The sequence below is a fragment of the Gudongella oleilytica genome (genome assembly GCF_004101785.1).
GTDB lineage: Bacteria > Bacillota > Clostridia > Tissierellales > Tissierellaceae > Gudongella > Gudongella oleilytica.
In genome coordinates this window covers 2,087,569-2,106,087 of the sequence record NZ_CP035130.1, presented here as the reverse complement: position 1 = coordinate 2,106,087, position 18,519 = coordinate 2,087,569, and the positions used below count along the sequence as shown (strand labels likewise).

Genomic DNA, 18,519 nt, shown 5'->3' with positions numbered 1-18,519 from the left:
GGAGTGTTAATAATGATCAAAAGGATACTCTTGATATTCCAGAGGGATCTGAAGATAGGTATAAGGAACTTCCTGATTTTGTACATACTGATCGCACCGATATTGTTTGCGATAATGATTAATGTATTTTCTCCTGGAATAAATGATACAACTGTTGAAGTAGTATTGCTGAAGGGTGAAAACCAGGGGCAAAGTGAATTTTTTCAGCAATTTGCTAAGGTGGAATTGATGGATTCGATAGATGAAATCGAGACAAGAGTAAGGAAAAGAGATAATATAATAGGCGTATTACCAGGTAAAAATAATGAATACTACGTACTTAATCAGGGTAATGAGCCTCAATATGTCGTGGATCCTGTGAAGCAGCTGATAACCTTTCATCATTACGATATTGGTGTAGACGATTCATTAGCTGAAATACTGGACTATGGAAGGGATATCCCGCCACTTAAGAAAATAATGGTAAATGTTTCCATGATATTAACATCAGCACTGGGAGGTATGATCATTGCCTTGAATATCGTCGAAGAAAAAACTGAGGACACAATAAGTGCTATACATCTTTCACCTGTTTCCAGACTTGAGTTTATCGCAGGTAAAAGCTTAATAGGAGTCTTTGTCCCAATTGTTGGATCTTTACTGATCCTGCTGATTACAGGTTTCAGAGATATCAACTACTTTCATGCACTTCTGATGGTAAGCACCTCTTGTATAATAAGCATACTTGTAGGATTTTTTGAAGGTATCAACAATGACGATGTAATGAATGCTGCCGGGAATATGAAAATACTTTTTCTTCCTCTATTTGGAAGTATTGCAGGCGAAGAGCTTTTATCTGATAAGTGGCAGGTCCTGTTTTACTGGATACCATTCTACTGGACCTATAAAGGCAATGATCTGGTGCTGACAAATAGTGGTTCGCTCCTGGAAATATTGAAGTACTCAGGAATGGTCCTGCTGATAAGTGTAGCGGTATTTTTACTTCTGGCACCTAAAATCAGGAAGGGGTTAGAGTGATCTTTACTTATACTAAATAATAGAAATTGAAAGGAGAACAAATATGGATAATAAAGAATCAAATAAAAGGGGACAAGTCGTATACTTTTCGCATGGAGGCGGACCGCTTCCAGTATTGGGTGATCCATCACACAAAAAGATGATCGATTTTATGGAAGCACTTCCTCTAAAGCTTCATAAACCGGAATCGATAATAGTGTTCAGTGCTCATTGGGAAGAAAATATAGTTGCTGTTCAAAGTGGGAATGCACCTGAGATCCTGTATGATTATTATGGTTTTCCTGAAGAAGCGTATTCAATCAAATATCCGTGCAAGGGTAACACAGAGCTGGCATTAAGAGTAGCGAAGCTGCTTCAGGATAGTGGGATCGAGGCTAAGTTAAACAATAACAGACCTTATGACCATGGCTCTTACATACCATTGAGGATGATGTACCCGGATGCCGACATACCTGTAATACAGATATCACTTAACCATAACCTTGATCCTTTGACTCACCTCAAAATAGGCAAGGCTTTAAGAAAACTGTTGGAGGATAACATTTTGATCATAGGTTCCGGATTCTCATTTCATAACATGAGAGCCTTTGATTTTGCCGGGAGGGAGATAGAGGATCCCAGAAATAATGAGTTTCAGGATAGACTCATAGAAATATGCTGTGATGAACTGGATGAAGAAGAGAGGTTTAATGAATTCAAGGATTGGGACAAATTACCTAATGCAAGGTACTGTCATCCACGGGAGGAGCATCTTCTTCCGCTGCATGTTTGCGTTGGACTCTCAACAGGTATCGCAGAAAAGGCATTTGACGACTATATCCTGGGGAAAAGAGCAGTTGCATTCCTTTGGAGGTATGTATGTTAACACTGTCAACTATTCATGAGGCACAAAAAAGGATTTCGCCTTTTATTTACAAAACACCATTACTTAGACTAAATAATCTCGATGAATATTTAGGGTGTAAGGTTTATACCAAGCTGGAGTCATTTCAAAAAACCAACTCATTTAAAGTCCGTGGAGCACTTAATGCTGCAATGTCGCTGTCTGATGAGATGCTTAAAAATGGAATCATTACAGCATCCTCAGGAAATCATGGCAAGGCTATAGCATTTGCTGCGACACAGCTGGGTACAAAAGCATATGTAGTTGTTCCTGAGACAGCTCCAAGGATAAAAGTTGAAGGGATAAGGTCCTTCGGTGCAGAGATAGTATTCAGTATTCCATCAGAGAGATTTAATGTCGCAAAGAAACTAAGTGAGGAGAAAAATCTCAGCTTCATATCTCCGTTTGATGACTACGATATCATGGCAGGCCAGGGGACTGCAGGTCTGGAGATCCTCGAACAGCTTCCTGATGTAGATTATGTCGTAGTTCCAATAGGCGGAGGTGGATTAATAAGCGGAATCTCCACTGCAATCAAAGAGACGGATCCAAAAATCAAGGTCATTGGAGTAGAGCCGGATGCTGTATCAAGATATACAAAAAGTTTTGATGCCGGACACCCAATCACATTGGAACCAGATTCTAAGTCAGTTGCAGACGGGCTGCAGACACTATGCCCGGGGGAGCTAAATTACCCGATAGTGGAGAAGTACGTGGATAAGATAGTAACAGTAGAGGAAGAGAGTATTCTGAAAGCCACTAAATTATTCCTTACAGAGGGTAAGCTATTGGCGGAGATATCATCCTGTATCACTTTGGGAGCAGTCTTACAAGGGGAGTTAGAATTCAAGCCTGAGGATAAGGTAGTCTTCTTTATTTCTGGCGGCAATATTGGAATGGATCAATTTGCCAAATTTGAAAATATTGAGATATGATTATCAAATGAACCTAGGTGACAATAGGTGAATAGAGTATATGAATTCAATGCTAAAATCAAGAAAGTGCCTGTTATCGATGGAGCTTTTGCTGTATTTCCATATGATGTCAAATCGGAATTTGGCAAGGAAAGAGTTAATGTCCATGACACCTTTGATGGAGAGCCCTATGATGGGAGCATAGTAAATATGGGCATAAAGAATCCTGATGGTTTTGTCTGTTATATCATAGGCATGAGGAACGATATTCGAGAAAAAATAAAAAAAGGGTCCGGGAGACATGGTAAAGGTTATAATTTCTGAAAGAGTATAGGGACTTTTTAATATTCAAATAGGTTAGGCTTTCACCTCAAGGATCATAAGCTGATAATATTGGGAGCTGCTGCCATCATATTTCCACTTTCCGTTGAAAGGCAAACTATAAAAAAAGAAATTCCGTTTATGATACTCTCTGCTTTGTCTTTATTTGCTCATGGAGTCGACAGCGTCATTGATCAAAATAGCAATATTGTCATTTCAAGGGGAGATGGTCTGATGCTGATGCTGCTTTTTGCATCATTCTTATACTATGTAATCGAGGTAGCCAGAAATAGCAGAGAGGTGATTGAACTCCTGGACGACCTGATTGAAGGCAGTACTTTTAAGCTTTTTATAAAAACAGCCGGTGATATCGCATCGCAGTATAAGTAAAAAGGAAGGTGGAGCCTTGCTTTTAACTTTTTTGCATATAACTGGTATTTGTCAGCATCAATTTAATAAGGAGCGAAATTTTCAAATATACTAAGGATAGCTGAAATGGAATTCATGCTGTAGTATAATCTACGTAAATGGGTAAAAGTTCCATAGTGACAATCAGAAGGAGGGTTATAAATGAGGAAGGTTAAAATAGCAGATGGAGTTCATATGTTTACACTGAATGTTGACAATGTTCTCTTCGAGGGGATCTGGGAGCTTGCAAGCGGGGTAACGCTAAATTCTTATGTGGTTCAAGGTGAAAAAACTGCAATTATCGATGGTGTCATAGGCTGGGATGGAGTACCTGAGACGCTTTATAAAAGTCTTGGAGAGATAGGTGTAGATCCAAAGGGAATTGACTATCTTATTGTAAACCACATGGAGCCCGACCATTCCGGTTGGATATCCAATTTTATGAAAATAAAGGATGACTTCACTATAGTATGTACTGATAAGGCGGCAAAGATGGTTTCTTCGTTTTACGGAGAAGACAGGATAAGGGTCGTAAAAGAAGGAGATACTCTTGATCTTGGCAGGGGCAAGGTTTTCAGCTTCCACCTGGTACCAAATGTACATTGGCCTGACACTATGTATACCTATGAGAAAAGCACCAAAACCTTATTCTCATGTGACATGTTCGGATCCTTCGGGAAGATGGGGGACCATGTATTCGATGACGAAATGACACCGGAGGAAGATGTTTTCTTCGAATGTGAAGCAATAAGATATTATTCAAACGTTATGACAACCTTTACACCTATGCTTAGGAAAGCTATTCAGAAGGCAAGGGAGCTGGATATTACGACGATCGCACCAGGGCATGGTCCGTTGTACAGAAACAATGTAGAGAAAATAATGGATGACTATAGCAGATATTCACAGTATGCTGAAGGGGCCGGGAAGAATGAGATCACGATTCTATGGGGATCCATGTATGGAATGACCGGAAAAGCAATAGCTCATGCTGAAACAATACTAGAAAGAGAAGGCATCAAGTACAACAAGCTTGAGATGCCTCTTGAGAGCGAAAGTGAAATGGTAGCTACAGTATTTAAATCTGCAGGGGTTATAATAGCAGCTCCAACCTATGAGTACAAGCTGTTCCCTCCAGTAGCTACTGCATTGGATGAGCTGGGAAGAAAGAAGGTAAGCAACAAGGCAGCATTTAGATTCGGTTCATTCGGATGGTCTGGAGGGGCTGAAAAGGAGTTAGCAGAAATAATTGAAAGAAACAAGATGAAATGGGACTTTGTACCTTCAGTTGAATTTGAAGGTTCACCAAAGGAGGAAGACCTTAGGAAGATAGAGGAAGGGATCCTTCAGCTTATCGGGAAGATGAAGGGAAAAATAGTGGAGTAAGAAGTAAAGTGAAAACCTGCAGTCAAGTCTACTGCAGGTTTTCAATATAAGACTGATTTAACTGATATATTGCGTATTAGAGTTAACTCGATTAATGCATACAGCTCAGTTTGGGATGAAACGGTCAATGTAATTGTTTATATTTTCCGTTTAGTGACTGATAAGCATTAATACACCACATCTTGTATATTAAATATTAAATTATAGCATATGTTGTATGTTCGTAATACAATATGTGCTATTTTTTATGTTTTTTATGTGCTTCAAGTTGCGAATTAATCAAAAAAATCTTTAAATATTCTAAATATTATTTAGTTTTGATACACTTTTGTAGTTGAATAATTCAAACCACAATGTTATATATATTATAAGAAGGTAAATACTGTAAACTACGGAGTGTGTTGACCATGGAATATAACTTAGAGTTTTTCGCAAATGACAGATATAAGTTACTTAAGCTGATGCATGAGAATCGGGTCAAGGTTAAAGATGACTTCTTTGTGCCATTGTCTCAGCAAGAAATAGCTGATATGGCTCACTTCTCGAAGCTTAAGACGAATCAGATAATTAATGAGCTCATAGCTTTCGGGTGTGTACTTCCATACCAAAACAAGCGTGGGAAGTACGAAATCACAGATAAGGGTTTGAAAGTGCTTCACTTGATGCAGATGAGTAACAGATAAATATAAGGAAGAATAAGCAATACACACTTAGAGAAGTTTTTTGATGACAGAATTGAGGAAGATTCAATTCTATGCACTGATTCCGTTGCCAGCTGCAAAAATATGCCAAGAAAGGTGACATATCTCTTGTTCAGATTGAGAACGGAAAATTTAAAGAAGGAATCTATCACATACAGAACATTAATTTTTCCCATGGAAATTTAAGAGTATGAATGCAGAGGTTTAAAGGTGTCTTAACTAAATATTTAGCCAACTATCTACACTGGTTTTAATGGCTGGAGTTTTTCAAGAGCGAGAAGAGATCTTTGAAAGATAAGCAACTTTTAATACATGACACTCATCAAATTATAATATCAAAATCATAATTTCTGAGGAGGTAAAAATGAAAATAAACAAATTAGTATTCATCATCCTTTGTACTCTATTATTTACGGTGGGGTGCTCATCAGTTGATGACAATGACATTCCAACTCTCGTAGCTGATTCAAATAATGAGATTTCATTATCACCTGAACAACAGAAGGCTGTCAATAACAGTATAAACTTTATTAAAAACTCAGAGTTTGCTTCAAAAGACCGTATAGACACAAACATAATAACAATAGAAAATGCAGATGAAAAAACATGGGAGTTTGTACATTTAGTAAACTCCAAAGCAGATGAAAATTCTGTTGATTCTACTGACTGGATTATTACTATTGGTGAAAGGTCAGGCCACGACTTTGCACGTATTGTTTGTGATAGTGATAGCTTCGAAGTTATTGGTTACATACCAATAGAATAGAACAGTATTTTGATAGGGAACTTTCTAACGAGTTCCCTAAAATTTTGCCAAAAATCCACAATATCTTCATACAGAGTCTAAAAAGGGGAAAACAATGATACATAGTAAAGATAGCTAAATAAAAAGCCATCAGGGTCATCCTGGTGGCTCTCTTAATGTCTGAAGCGATCTGCTGTCATTGCATCTAAATCCTCTTGCGATATTTTAATATGTTGGTCCTCGGAAATTAACTTATAGATTATATCTTCAATCCTGACTTTAGAACTTAATATTAATAAAACCGTTGGAAACACCTGGTTTACACCTCGTTTCCAACGGTTTTTTTGTACACTTATTCTAGATTCTTCACTAAATTCAATTTTGTTGCACTCCGAAACTGAGTCAAAGTCATATTCTGTCTGAGTGCGGCCATGCCAAGAATCTTACTGATGTCCAGGTATGTCTGGTTTATATTGATCGGGGTTACGGTAATACTGGGATAAGTTCCCTGCGTAATAACGGTAGGTCCTGACAAAGCTTCCATGAGATTTGCAGCGGATACCTGCGCTCCAGTGTGATCTGCAATCTTATACTGTAGATATCTCATAATAGTTAAGGCTAAAAAGCACAATGCAAAGTGTCCTTCGATGTGTTTATCGGTCCAAACAAAAGCAGGGGTCGCCTGTAAATCTGTCTTCATGATCCTAAAACTCTCTTCGATTCTCCACAAACCACGATAGATTTCAACTACTTCAAGGGTTGATAACTCTAGATTGTTCGTGATGATAGCGTAATATCCATCATATTTTTCAGATTCCCTAATTTTCTCTTCGCTGATTTTCCAGTTTTCTGTCTCCAGTTCCATCTCCAAGAACTGGTTTACCCCTCTTTTCACCGCTGCTTTCATCTGATAAGGCTTATCCATTTTTTTCATCAGTTTTTCAAGCATTCGTTGCCGATCACCGCGGTCTTTCGACGCTCTTTTAGCGCTCCATGTCAGATGGATCTTCACCGGAACAGTATGGTGTTGATACTTTTTAGGTCGTCCACGCTTCTTCTTTATGCCTTCTTCCGCACCCTCCGGTGCGTCCAGCGCTAGACCTTCTGTCTTGTATTCCAATGTTTGTTCCACCACTTTCTCCATGGTCAGAACCTCGCCGCTCTCTTTGTTTACCGAAGTCACTTTCCATCCCTCTGGATTCAAGGCCAGTTTTTTAAACTCTTGCGTGGATCGTTTCAGCGTATAGCTGATTACAAAGTTATGATCCTGTGAGCATAGGTAGCCTAGGTTTGTACCACTATTAAGTCCTCTATCTGCGACTACTGTGATCTTCTCTAAACGATATAACTCTCTCAGTCTTTCCACTGACTTCGTTAAAGTTGACTGATCCATAGTGTTTCCAGGAAAAAGTTCATAGGTTACAGGAATCCCATTGTTATCAATTAGAAGTCCCATAACTACTTGAACTTCATTGTTTTTGTGGGATTTTGAGAAACCAAACATTCTCAGTTCACCCCATTTGGTGCTCTCAAAGGAATGAGTGGTGACATCGTAATAGGCGCAACCATTCTTTCGTTTCGTTTTCTTCTGGAAGAAAACAGATAGGAATTCAATGAGATCCTCTTTAGACTCTGCTAGGATATCCAAAACTCCATAGAGTGCATCCAAAGTCTGTTCCGTATGACCAGCATATTGGCTCTGTACTTGATAACAGCTGTAAATACTGCCGGGATCCGTACATCTCCTAGCCAAGAGGTAGAAGATGCTTTGTATTAGCTCTTCAGGATCTCTTTTTCCAGCATATCGTTCAAAGAACTTCTCCAATTTCAGTTCTCTCCAGAGGTTCTGAATCAGGGCGTGTCCGAAACGGAACGAAGACGTCACGTCTTCGGCGGAGGTAATCTCTTTTGTGGGCACAGTTAAGGTAATTGGAGCAGACTCAGCATTCTTTTCCCGTGTTAAGCGCTTTGCTTCTTCTTTCAGTTCCTCAATGATATGAGGGTTTTCTGCCAGCAACTTTTCATAGTTACCATAATTTTTTACGATGACCGCTTTTCTTTTATCTGTGCCTGGAACTCGTCGATCATCACGCAACTGGACAATGCGATGACTTCCTTTTCCGCTGATTGTGATATACATCTGGCACCTCCAACACCTATTTACTTATATTATATCATAAGTGATTATAAGTGTACATAGTTAAACCATGTTTTTCCAAAATAAAACCCTGAATTCGTTTGAGAATTCAAGGTTTTAGAAGTTATGCTATTTATTTTTATTTGTTTTCCTTCCAAAGTCAGGAAATCCTCTTGCGATATTTTAATATGTTGGTCCTCGGAAATTAACTTATAGATTATATCTTCAATGTTTGGTTGCTTCAATATCAAACTAACCAGCGAATAAAGGGCTAATTTCCTGTATTTCGTTAATTTACTCTCTTTACATATTGCATAGAGCTTTGATTTTGGCTGGTCTAAAAGATACTCTCTCTTATTAAATGTTCTAACCCCATCTTCTTCACTAAATTTAAAATACTTATTATTGCTGGCATTTCTTGCCTTTTCGGTATTGAGATCAAGGAGTGTCACATATCTGGTACTTGGCTTTGGTATCTCTATTTGTTGAGCCCTGGCATCACCTATGGTATAGTTAACATTTTTCCTTAAGATCTCAACAAAAATCTCCTCAGCATCTTTGATGGAAGTTGGATACTTTCCATTGGTGACTCTCCAATTCCTAATGTAAGTGAAAAATCCAATATAATCCTGAAGATATTTTGTTGATACATTCGTCATTCCTCTATTGATAAAGTTCTTAATGTCTTTATGCAGCTCGTTCACACGGGCAAGATTTAGCCCATTTGCTCTTTTTAATTGAAGCAATTCTTGATATGAAAGATTCCCCCTATTACTTATATAGTCGATCTTCTCTGCAAAATAAAGCTTTTCCAGAAGTCTTTCATTGTTAGTCCTCGTAATAGCTGCCTTCGTTGGATCGGTATCATCAGGTTCCTCATATCCACTTTTCTTTAGAATGTCGTCATAGTTAGAAGGCTTGATATAATGTGGAATGTCGAGTAAGCTGCATATTTTGTTATAAACAGTATTTGCATCTGAACATATGAAAGCAGGATTATTCACATGTTTTTCTACGAAGTCTACAATCACATCTTCTGTTATTTTTCCAAGCGCAGAGACCTCACAAACACAGTACCCTCTGTTATCTATGGCAGTGACTACCGTAGCAAATTCAGGACCCATGACGCCCAATTTGGACGGATGAGCGCCGTATCTGGGTTTTCGTATATTAGGCTTGGGTAGATATGTCTGAACTTCCAATCTAATTAACTCTCAGGGATTCGAATAGTGTTTTTGATGCTCTGAAAACGTCTGTTTTTCAACGGGAAAAGCAGATTTTTATTGATTTTCCCAGTGAAATATGGTATTATTATAGAGAGTTAATTAACTCTCTATAGGGGGCCAATATGTACGCTGATGTGAGAGTGAAAATACCTGAGGAAAAAGGAAAAGTTACGAGGAAGAAAATCAGAGGAACTACCTACATTTATTATCAAACAGATCGCATTTATGACCCGGAAAAAAAGTATAGTATTCCTAAAAGTACACCTATCGGAAAGCTCTGTGAAGACGATCCAACTATGATGATTCCGAACGAAAAATACTTGATTTTTTATCCGGAAGCAAAGCTTCCTGAAGAAAAGAAATCCTCCCGTAGAAGTGCTTGCTTAAGAGTCGGCGCACATATGGTTCTGAAAAGAATCATCGCCGAATATCACTTGGATGATCTATTGGGAGATCTAATAGGAAAAGACGGTGGACTCTTTTTGGATCTCGCGATTTATACCATCATCACTGAAAACAATGCTGGTCAGTACTATCCTGATTATGCATACAATCATCCGCTATTTACCAGTAAAATGAGAATGTACAGCGATTCTAAAGTGTCTGATTTCATAGCTTCAATCAAGAAAGATCAAAGCGTTGAATTTCTCAACAGATGGAATGAAAATCGGGATCACAGAGAAAAAATCTACATATCCTATGATTCGACGAACAAAAATTGTCAGGCTGGCGATGTGGATTTTGTTGAATTTGGCCATGCCAAGGATGATCAAAACAAACCGATACTGAATTACTCCATAGCATACGATAAGAACAATAGAGAACCGTTATTTTATGAAATGTATCCCGGAAGCATAGTAGATGTGTCACAGCTACAGTACATGCTTGAAAAAACAGAAGGCTATGGCTATCGACACGTTGGATTCATTCTGGATCGAGGGTATTTCAGTAAAGAAAACATCCGGTATATGGACAAATGCGGTTATGACTTCGTCATCATGATGAAAGGTATGAAAAAGTATGCCCATAGTCTGGTGATGGAGAATAAAGGAACTTTTGAAGAGAGCCGAAAACACAGTATTCGGGACTATAAAGTAAGCGGAACCACCGTGAAAGGGAGACTGTTCCCTTCTGATGAGAAAGACAGATATTTTCACATATACTTTAACGAAAGCAAGAGAACAAGCGAACGCGAACAGCTGGAAGAAAAAATCGACAGGATGGTCTCATATCTAAAATCCCAAGAAGGGAAGATGGGATATGAATGTCCGAGTGCTTTATGCCATTACTTTGAACCCTTTTATCATGGTCAGGGGGATGAAAGAATCTTTATGTTCGCAAGAGAGCGCCAAGACGTGATTGATAGGGAAATTAAGCTGTGCGGATATTTCATAATAATCACATCTGAAAAAATGACAGCAGAAGAAGCGCTTGAACTCTATAAAAGTAGAGACGGTTCTGAGAAACTCTTCCGAGGAGACAAGTCATATCTGGGCAACAAAAGCTTCAGGGTACATGGAAGTGAATCGGTCAATAGCAAGATATTCATTGAGTTTGTCGCACTGATCATACGCAACAAGTTTTACACCTATTTGAAAGATCAGATGAAGAAAAACAACAAAAGCGAGAATTACATGACTGTTCCAGCAGCTCTTAGGGAACTGGAAAAAATAGAGATGATTCGTCAGAGTGATGGCAATTACCGTTTGGATCATGCCGTGACCGCAACACAAAAGGAAATACTTAAGGCATTTGATCTGACTGAAAGAAACATTCGTGAACAAGCGATAAGCATTAACAGTCAACTAAAAATGATTGAAGGATTGTAAGGGGGTAGGCAGATGGGCAGACGAAGTATATCCATTGATGAAAAAATCGCTAAGCAAAAAAAGGTGGTTTCCCAGTTGAAAGATAAGTACGATTCAGCGCTTAACGAGTTGAATGTTTTGATGAAAAAGAAACAGGAACTGCAAGGAAAAGAACTCCTAAATGCATTCGTAAACACCAGCAAAAGTCTGGATGAAATTTTGGCATTTATGAGTGAAAACGAGGATGAAAAACCCTAAAATAGGGTTTGAGAGTTAATTTTTTCAGGAAGTTAAGGATATGTTTCAAGCTTCCTGCTGCCCTTCTGGCTCTCTCTTATGAATGTCTCATCTATTTGCACAATACCACTTAACATAGGTGTTTCCATCGTTGCAAGTGCATGTATTAGTTTTAATCTCCATAACCAAATTGTCTTTAGGTTAATACCAGCACATCCATAATCCTCAACGAGCACATTCTGCATAGTCTCAAGAGGACGATGGTTTATTGTCATTTCAAGAGTTTTGACCCAAGCATCCCAGTGCCAATTGGTCTTTTCAAGTATAGTCCCGCTGAAAAGAGTAAATCTTGAGTTACAATCCTTGCAGAGATACTTCTGTACTCCGTCAGCTCTTTTCCCATCTTTCACTATTGTTACTGATCCACACTTACGGCAGACCTTGTTTATTTCGTATTCTTCAAGCTTTCGTTGATGGCTATTTGTAATGATTTGATTAATTTCTTTATCAAAATTAACACCATTATTTACTGAATAATAATCCAGTAGTGCTTTGACTTGTGGAAATGATAAGCCTACTACAATATCTCGAAGATCTTTTTCATTAAAAGATTTTGTGCTCATAGTGCCTCCACAATAGTTAATTAGCGGTTCAAATATTTACACTATCAGCATAGCAAAAATATGATTAATTCGCAACATGAAAACGGGCATTTTTGACAATTATTTTGTTGCAATAGAGCAATATACTACATTTTAACCATCAGTCAATTCATGGAAAATATAAGTAATTGTATGCTCCTGATTACTGTTATTAAATTATGGGTAGTATATAATAGCGGTATATAATTAAATATTAAGGAGGATGTTGTCCATGGAAAAGCCCAAAATAGCAGGGAAAGCGCCAATAGCAGTCGATGTAAAGAAAGGGGAAACATATTATTGGTGTGCATGTGGTAGAAGCTCGAACCAACCGTTCTGCGACGGCTCACATGTGGGGACTGAGTTTAATCCTGTGGCATATACAGCTGAAGAAGACAAAACAGCTTATTTCTGCACCTGTAAACAAACTAAGACTCCACCTTTCTGTGATGGAACACATTTAACCTTGGAATAAAAAGTAAAGTATACATAATGTTGATTATTCTTTTATGATGAAAGCAAAGTAGGATAGGGGAGCTGACCTTATCCTGCTTTTTTGATACTTGAGGCGTGTTTATTAAAAATCCAGACCTACAAAAATAGGAGAGGAAACTGCATGGAGACAAGATTTGATCCGAAAAATGTCATTGAATTATTATCAGAATTAGTATCCATCTATAGTCCATATTTTAGAGAAGAGGAAATAATGAAGTATATTTTTAACTGGTTCAAGTCTCGTAGTATTCCGGCTGAACTACATAGCTATTCGGTTCATAAAATACTAAAATATGATGGAACAAATGTAGTTGGAAGGCTAAAGGGCAATCGGCCAGGTCCTGTTATTCTGCTGAATGGTCATGCAGATACTGTGGAAAAGACATTAGACTGGTCAACTGACCCTTTGAAAGCTCATTCCAGGAATGGAAGGCTCTACGGTCTGGGGGCCTTGGATATGAAGGCCGGAGTCGCAGCTATTATGGCAGCAATTGAGGCGTTTCATAATAACCATAAGGAGTTTGCCGGTGAAGTAATATATACTATAGTATCCGATGAGGAAGGGCCCTATGGTCTAGGTACAGATGCTGTCATATTGGACGGCTTAGCTGATGATGCTGATTGTGCCATTGTAACTGAGCCAAGCAGCGGTTTTACAGGAGAGGGATTTCCTGTGCTTTGCCTGGGAGCAAGGGGAGGGTATAACTACACTGTATACCTTAAGGGTAAAGCTTCCCACGCTGCTAATCCCGAGAAGGGGATAAATGCGATATCAGAGGCCTCAAAGCTTATTGTGGAGCTGGAAAAATCAGAACTTATCGAGGATGATAAGCTGGGAAAAGGAGATATTGCAGTGATATCCATCGAGGGAGGAGGAGCCGCCTGCAGTGTTGCGGAGTTGGCCAGCTTCACTGTATTCAGGCATGTAGTAAGAGGAGAAACAAAAGAATATCTCATCAAGGAGGTCCATGAGGCAGCAGAAAGAGCTGGCATAAGGGCAGAAATAAAGGTAGTGTTCAGAGACTCGCCCCATAGCTTAAACGATGGTTTTATGCCCTATGTCATCGACGAAAATGACCATTATGCAACTATTCTCCAGAATTCAATTGAAGAGGTTACTGGCAGAAAGGCAGCGATAGATTACTTCTCAAGTATTGGAGACTTTAATTACCTTGGGACTAGGTTAAAAATCCCTACCTTTGTCTTCGGACCTTCAGGGGATAATTTTCATTCTTCAGATGAATACGTGGAGATTGATAGTGTGGTAAAGACAAGTGAAGTGATATATAATTTCCTTGAAAAGATGTTAGTAGCAAATAACATCACCATACTTATACAGAGATAGAAAGGTATAGCCTATCAAATTCTTATAGAGGCTGACTTTTTGGTTAATCTATACGAGGAGAACAGCAGCTTGGAGGCTGTAAAAAGCACCTATGACAAAATATTCAGGACTGCATCTGGTCGAGATATATGCAGAAAGATATTTGGATTCTAAAGGTTATATTGAGAGCTATATCCACTAACATTAAAATCAAGTCATTTACAGAATAAAGAGTATATAATCATATTATACTTTAACATGGTATAACCCTTACCTCAGAGAGGAGCCACAGTCCATGGAATACAACAATTATTCAAAAGAGCAGCTTATTCAAAGAATCGAAGAGCTGGAGATGTTAAACAGACAACTACTGGACGAGAAAGAGCAGGAGGACAGGCTTGACTTTGCCTGGACAGGCAATTTGGGGCACTGGTATTGGAATGTTAGAACGAATACAGTGACGTTCAATCCGCTTAAGGTAATTACACTTGGATATCAAATGGATGAGCTCCCTGAAAAGGTTACATATCAATTCTTCACGGACAAGCTTCACCCGGAGGATCACTCCAAGGCAATGCAGGCTATGATGGACCATCTCTACGGAAAAGCAGAGGTTTATGAGGTAGAGTACAGGATAAAAGCAAAAGATGGATCATATAGATGGTATTATGACAGAGGGAAAGTGACTCAGAAGGGTGATAATGGGAAACCTCAATTTCTTGCCGGGATAGTATTTGACATTACTGAAAAGAAAGAAATGCAGCTTGAGCTGGAAAGGGAAAATCAGATCCTTGCAGTTGAATCAGTGACTGACGGTCTAACAAAAATAAATAATCACAGGGCAATAATTGACCACCTGCAAAGAGAAGTGGTTAATTCAAACATAAACAATCAGCCACTAACTATAGCATTGTTTGATTTGGACGATTTTAAGAATGTAAATGATACAATGGGTCATGTCAATGGAGATAAGGTTTTGAGAGATACTGCTGCTATTATGATGAAGAACATAAGGGGCACTGACCATGCAGGTAGGTATGGAGGAGAGGAGTTTCTCGTTATTTTTCCAAATACTGAGTTGTCCCATGCGATTAATGTAGCGGAAAGAATTAGAAAATCTGTTGAGAACAATGTAATCATAGATGGTCTGAAAATAACTATCAGCGGCGGCTTATGGCAATATTCAGGTGAAACAATGGCAGATTTCGTCCATTTTGCTGATGAAAATCTATATAAGGCAAAGAGGAATGGGAAAAACCAGATAGTATATCAATTAGATTAAAGCTCACATCCTGCTTTAATTTATTCGTGGAGATGAAATTGATAAGGTAGATTTAATAACCTTTAAAAGCGTGGGTTCAGATAAGAATCTTGTTATTGTCAAAGAACTCTTTATTGAATACGCACAATCGCTGGGTGTTGATCTTTCCTTTCAGGGTTTCGAAGAGGAGTTAGACATTCTGCCAGGGAAATATGCAGAACCGCAGGGCTGCATAAGACATTGGGGACGGTTCTTTTTGTCCCGAATTGTTACAAAAACGAAACATTTCAGGACAAAAAGAACCGTCCCCGACGTCCCTTAATGTGTATTTATATGGAAATTTGGAGGCTCCATCATGTGTTTTTTAACAGAGCAAAGCTCTATTGATCTTACCAATGCTTCCTTGTACTTTTCAGGGAATCCCTGGGGAAGTTTAACGTCGAATATTACATCAGTTATCATGCCTGTTTGCCTGTTTACATCAAGATCCATAGAAATATTCAATCCTTCAGTAGTTATCCCCTTGTTCTTGCAAAAACCAAGTGCAAAGATTCCCGCACAGGTCGCCATAGACCCTAAGAACAACTCAAAGGGAGTTGGATCACTTCCATTCTGATCAGTCTTTATAAGGTGCCTGGAACTTCTGGCATCAACTCTCAAACCACCTGGAAATTCTACATTCATATAAGCCACAATATCACTCCATTCAAATTTATTGACATATGAATTATAGCACTATACCTAGGGGGTGTATATAGCTTTTTGAAATATTTTTAAGTCAACAAACATGCCTTATAAATCCTCATTGAATTAAACTACAAGTCCATAAGTATGATAAAATATACTCATAATAATTTGCACGATGCCAAATAAACCGGAGGTGTTCAAATGATTTACAGAAATGCTGAGCTTAAGGATATCCCATTGATCTCTGAGCTTCAAAAGAAATATCATGTTTTGACAATAAGCGAAGAAGACAAGCCCAACGGATTTGTTACTACGCTTTTTACCGAGGAGCAGTTTGCTGAGCTTATTAAGAAAGAGAATGGAGTGGCATTGGCCTGTGATGGAGACAAGGTAATCGGCTATGCTATGGCAGCATCCTGGGATTATTGGTCCAAATGGCCTTTGTTCCAGCACATGATAAAGGACCTGCCAAACACTGAGTACCTGGGTCAGATACTTACAACAGAAAATTCATATCAGTATGGACCTATTTGCATAGACAAGTCTTATAGAGGGACAGAGGTTTTACCAAGACTCTTTGATTTCTCCAGGGAACAGATGATGGACAGGTATCCCATACTAATAACCTTTATAAACCATATAAACCCAAGGTCCTTCGAAGCCCACACAAGAAAGCTTGGGCTGGAGGTTATCAAGAATTTCGTATTCAACAATAACAACTATTATGAGCTAGGCTACGATACGTCAGTAAAGGTCAGATCACTGGTATAGTACCATAGGAGGAAGTCATATGAGCAAAAAATCCCCATCCATGGACCAATGGATAAAGGAAGCCAAGGAGCACCCATCCGCAGCAAGGGTAGGTATGTATCTTTTTCACAATGGAGTAGTCAGAGAAACCCCAAAGGCCAAGGTTAGAATGGGTATCGATGATGGAACCATTGTTGAGAAGCTTGATTTCACGTTTGATCAGGCTAAGGTCGATAGGGCAACTGAAGAGACCCTTGAAAGAGAGGGAATATTTTATGTAAAGGCATGGCTAAATGAGGGGACTCTGGATGTTGGTGAGGACATAATGTATGTGCTTATCGGCGGTGATATCAGACCAAATGTCGTCGATGGTTTACAATTTCTGGTTGAAAGGATCAAGACCCAATGCGTAGTCGAAATTGAGTCATTAATATGATGAACTCTACCGGTATATAATTTGCTAAACCTAAGAAGGGGTGAGATACAATGGCAGGTATAACAGGGATAGGTGGTATTTTTCTAAATTTTGCCGGAGAAAAGGATATGTTGCATGAATGGTATCACAAGACTCTTGGACTGGATATGACAGACTATGGAACTGGATTTCTTGAAGGAAAACAGCTGTTGCTTGTTTCCTTTAAGAGAGATAGCGAGGATGCACCAATTATAAACTTTCGTGTCGATGATCTGGAGGCTTTCTCAAACAAGCTCAAGAAACAGGGTGTTGATGTTAAGCAGATAGATGAATATGAGTATGGTAAATTTATGCAGTTCGTGGACCCCTTCGGGAATCTAATCGAGCTTTGGGAGCCCTATGAGGAAGTATATCTGAAAATGGTTAAACAGGAGATTGAGGGATACTTGAAAAAAACCTCTGATAAAGAAGAGTAATTAAAGTGAAAACTCGCCAAACAATAAATAGTCAGTTTGAAAAGTTGCTTTCAGTTAGATACTCAAATGGCTCTGACTTCTGGGCTGCTCCGGATGGGAATTTAGTTATTGAGAAAACGAAACGGCTGCTTCAACAGCTTTGTGTATATGCGATTGGGGTAATTTACAATGAGGCTAATGAAAGGCTTCAGGAGATCAACGACAATATTTCGAAATTCGATATAATATTGGATCAGTAAATAAATCCTGGTCGAAAATTGATCAATAGTTACTCAATAGGTTTATAGTATATTTATAATGGGGAATAAATCTTGGTGAGCATTAAGAAACTATTAAAAAAAGCAAGTGACGGCTACATAATCAAACAGGTTGATAAGCTCGAGCTTCCAGTATTTAAGGAAAGCAGACACATCCGGGAGTATGTAGTATTTTCGGGAAAAGTACAAAATGTCGGGTTCAGACGAGAGGTTTATCTACTTGCTGCTAAACTTGGGTTGACTGGATGGGTCAAAAATAATGAGCAGGGCAGCGTTGAGGCTGAAATACAAGGTGAGGAATTGAGGATAAGGTTCCTCATTAATTTCATGAGCTCATTGCGAAGGGCTAAAGTATATAAAGTGGAAAGCAAAATAATAGACTTAAAATTAGAGGAAACTGGTTTTGAAATAATTCGTTAAGCTGAAGGGA

The 18,519-nt window shown here is 38.7% G+C and carries 22 protein-coding genes; 18 read left to right on the top strand and 4 right to left on the bottom strand.

The window, feature by feature from the left end:
* Window positions 1-12 precede the first annotated feature (12 nt).
* From EC328_RS10215 to EC328_RS10180, 8 genes are all read left to right on the top strand, one after another.
* Entirely contained in the window at window positions 13-1,017 is a 1,005-nt protein-coding gene (locus tag EC328_RS10215; RefSeq protein ID WP_128426695.1) for an ABC transporter permease, read from the top strand.
* 43 nt (window positions 1,018-1,060) lie between these two features.
* Window positions 1,061-1,882: a DODA-type extradiol aromatic ring-opening family dioxygenase gene (locus EC328_RS10210; RefSeq protein WP_128426694.1), complete on the top strand. Its 822-nt coding sequence runs from the start codon at window positions 1,061-1,063 to the stop codon at window positions 1,880-1,882.
* The gene (locus tag EC328_RS10205) at window positions 1,876-2,835 is read left to right on the top strand and encodes a threonine ammonia-lyase (RefSeq protein ID WP_128426693.1); all 960 of its coding nucleotides are present in this window, start codon (window positions 1,876-1,878) and stop codon (window positions 2,833-2,835) included. Before EC328_RS10210 ends, EC328_RS10205 begins: the two co-directional genes overlap by 7 nt.
* Before the next feature lie 27 nt (window positions 2,836-2,862).
* Window positions 2,863-3,138 (top strand): DUF1905 domain-containing protein, encoded by a 276-nt coding sequence (locus EC328_RS10200; protein ID WP_240671479.1) that lies wholly within the window; start codon window positions 2,863-2,865, stop codon window positions 3,136-3,138.
* A gap of 69 nt (window positions 3,139-3,207) precedes the next feature.
* Window positions 3,208-3,525, top strand: coding sequence for a hypothetical protein (locus EC328_RS10195; RefSeq protein WP_128426692.1), 318 nt, complete (start codon window positions 3,208-3,210; stop codon window positions 3,523-3,525).
* Between the two features lie 180 nt (window positions 3,526-3,705).
* Complete coding sequence (locus tag EC328_RS10190; protein ID WP_128426691.1) at window positions 3,706-4,929, top strand: FprA family A-type flavoprotein; 1,224 nt, start codon at window positions 3,706-3,708, stop codon at window positions 4,927-4,929.
* Between the two features lie 407 nt (window positions 4,930-5,336).
* On the top strand, window positions 5,337-5,612 hold the full coding sequence (locus EC328_RS10185; protein WP_128426690.1) for a hypothetical protein: 276 nt from the start codon (window positions 5,337-5,339) through the stop codon (window positions 5,610-5,612).
* A 382-nt stretch (window positions 5,613-5,994) separates the two neighbouring features.
* A complete protein-coding gene (locus EC328_RS10180) occupies window positions 5,995-6,396 on the top strand; it encodes a hypothetical protein (RefSeq protein ID WP_128426689.1) in 402 nt (133 codons plus the stop codon).
* 331 nt (window positions 6,397-6,727) lie between these two features.
* On the opposite strand, the gene EC328_RS10175 is transcribed toward EC328_RS10180, so the two are convergent.
* Together EC328_RS10175 and EC328_RS11675 are read right to left on the bottom strand one after the other, a co-directional pair.
* Window positions 6,728-8,515, bottom strand: a complete 1,788-nt coding sequence (locus EC328_RS10175; protein ID WP_128425665.1) for an IS1634 family transposase — start codon at window positions 8,513-8,515, stop codon at window positions 6,728-6,730.
* Window positions 8,516-8,559: 44 nt separating this feature from the next.
* Window positions 8,560-9,636: a hypothetical protein gene (locus EC328_RS11675; protein ID WP_206363857.1), complete on the bottom strand. Its 1,077-nt coding sequence runs from the start codon at window positions 9,634-9,636 to the stop codon at window positions 8,560-8,562.
* Window positions 9,637-9,860: 224 nt separating this feature from the next.
* On the opposite strand from EC328_RS11675, the gene EC328_RS10165 reads away from it, so the two are divergent.
* Together EC328_RS10165 and EC328_RS10160 are read left to right on the top strand one after the other, a co-directional pair.
* Window positions 9,861-11,567, top strand: a complete 1,707-nt coding sequence (locus EC328_RS10165; protein WP_128426688.1) for an IS1634 family transposase — start codon at window positions 9,861-9,863, stop codon at window positions 11,565-11,567.
* Between the two features lie 12 nt (window positions 11,568-11,579).
* On the top strand, window positions 11,580-11,804 hold the full coding sequence (locus EC328_RS10160; RefSeq protein WP_128426687.1) for an ErpK protein: 225 nt from the start codon (window positions 11,580-11,582) through the stop codon (window positions 11,802-11,804).
* Window positions 11,805-11,836: 32 nt separating this feature from the next.
* On the opposite strand, the gene EC328_RS10155 is transcribed toward EC328_RS10160, so the two are convergent.
* The gene (locus tag EC328_RS10155; protein ID WP_128426686.1) at window positions 11,837-12,406 is read right to left on the bottom strand and encodes an IS1/IS1595 family N-terminal zinc-binding domain-containing protein; all 570 of its coding nucleotides are present in this window, start codon (window positions 12,404-12,406) and stop codon (window positions 11,837-11,839) included.
* 250 nt (window positions 12,407-12,656) lie between these two features.
* Between EC328_RS10155 and EC328_RS10150 the strand changes: the two genes are divergently transcribed.
* The 3 genes from EC328_RS10150 (at window position 12,657) to EC328_RS10140 (ending at window position 15,525) form a co-directional block, all read left to right on the top strand.
* Window positions 12,657-12,899 (top strand): CDGSH iron-sulfur domain-containing protein, encoded by a 243-nt coding sequence (locus EC328_RS10150; protein WP_128426685.1) that lies wholly within the window; start codon window positions 12,657-12,659, stop codon window positions 12,897-12,899.
* 141 nt (window positions 12,900-13,040) lie between these two features.
* The gene (locus EC328_RS10145; protein WP_128426684.1) at window positions 13,041-14,264 is read left to right on the top strand and encodes a M20 family metallopeptidase; all 1,224 of its coding nucleotides are present in this window, start codon (window positions 13,041-13,043) and stop codon (window positions 14,262-14,264) included.
* Between the two features lie 274 nt (window positions 14,265-14,538).
* Window positions 14,539-15,525: a sensor domain-containing diguanylate cyclase gene (locus tag EC328_RS10140; RefSeq protein WP_128426683.1), complete on the top strand. Its 987-nt coding sequence runs from the start codon at window positions 14,539-14,541 to the stop codon at window positions 15,523-15,525.
* A 297-nt stretch (window positions 15,526-15,822) separates the two neighbouring features.
* On the opposite strand, the gene EC328_RS10130 is transcribed toward EC328_RS10140, so the two are convergent.
* Window positions 15,823-16,188 carry an OsmC family protein gene (locus EC328_RS10130; RefSeq protein WP_128426682.1) on the bottom strand — a complete coding sequence of 122 codons (366 nt, stop codon included), beginning with the start codon at window positions 16,186-16,188 and terminating at the stop codon, window positions 15,823-15,825.
* Window positions 16,189-16,392: 204 nt separating this feature from the next.
* Here EC328_RS10130 and EC328_RS10125 point away from each other — a divergent pair, with 204 nt between their 5' ends.
* The 5 genes from EC328_RS10125 to EC328_RS10105 all read left to right on the top strand — a co-directional run bounded on the left by EC328_RS10125 (window position 16,393) and on the right by EC328_RS10105 (window position 18,509).
* Window positions 16,393-16,962 carry a GNAT family N-acetyltransferase gene (locus tag EC328_RS10125; RefSeq protein WP_128426681.1) on the top strand — a complete coding sequence of 190 codons (570 nt, stop codon included), beginning with the start codon at window positions 16,393-16,395 and terminating at the stop codon, window positions 16,960-16,962.
* Window positions 16,963-16,981: 19 nt separating this feature from the next.
* Complete coding sequence (locus tag EC328_RS10120; RefSeq protein WP_128426680.1) at window positions 16,982-17,377, top strand: molybdenum cofactor biosynthesis protein MoaE; 396 nt, start codon at window positions 16,982-16,984, stop codon at window positions 17,375-17,377.
* 50 nt (window positions 17,378-17,427) lie between these two features.
* Window positions 17,428-17,832 (top strand): VOC family protein, encoded by a 405-nt coding sequence (locus EC328_RS10115; RefSeq protein ID WP_128426679.1) that lies wholly within the window; start codon window positions 17,428-17,430, stop codon window positions 17,830-17,832.
* Window positions 17,833-17,876: 44 nt separating this feature from the next.
* On the top strand, window positions 17,877-18,071 hold the full coding sequence (locus EC328_RS10110; protein WP_164906097.1) for a hypothetical protein: 195 nt from the start codon (window positions 17,877-17,879) through the stop codon (window positions 18,069-18,071).
* 75 nt (window positions 18,072-18,146) lie between these two features.
* Window positions 18,147-18,509, top strand: coding sequence for an acylphosphatase (locus EC328_RS10105; protein WP_128426677.1), 363 nt, complete (start codon window positions 18,147-18,149; stop codon window positions 18,507-18,509).
* Window positions 18,510-18,519 lie beyond the last annotated feature (10 nt).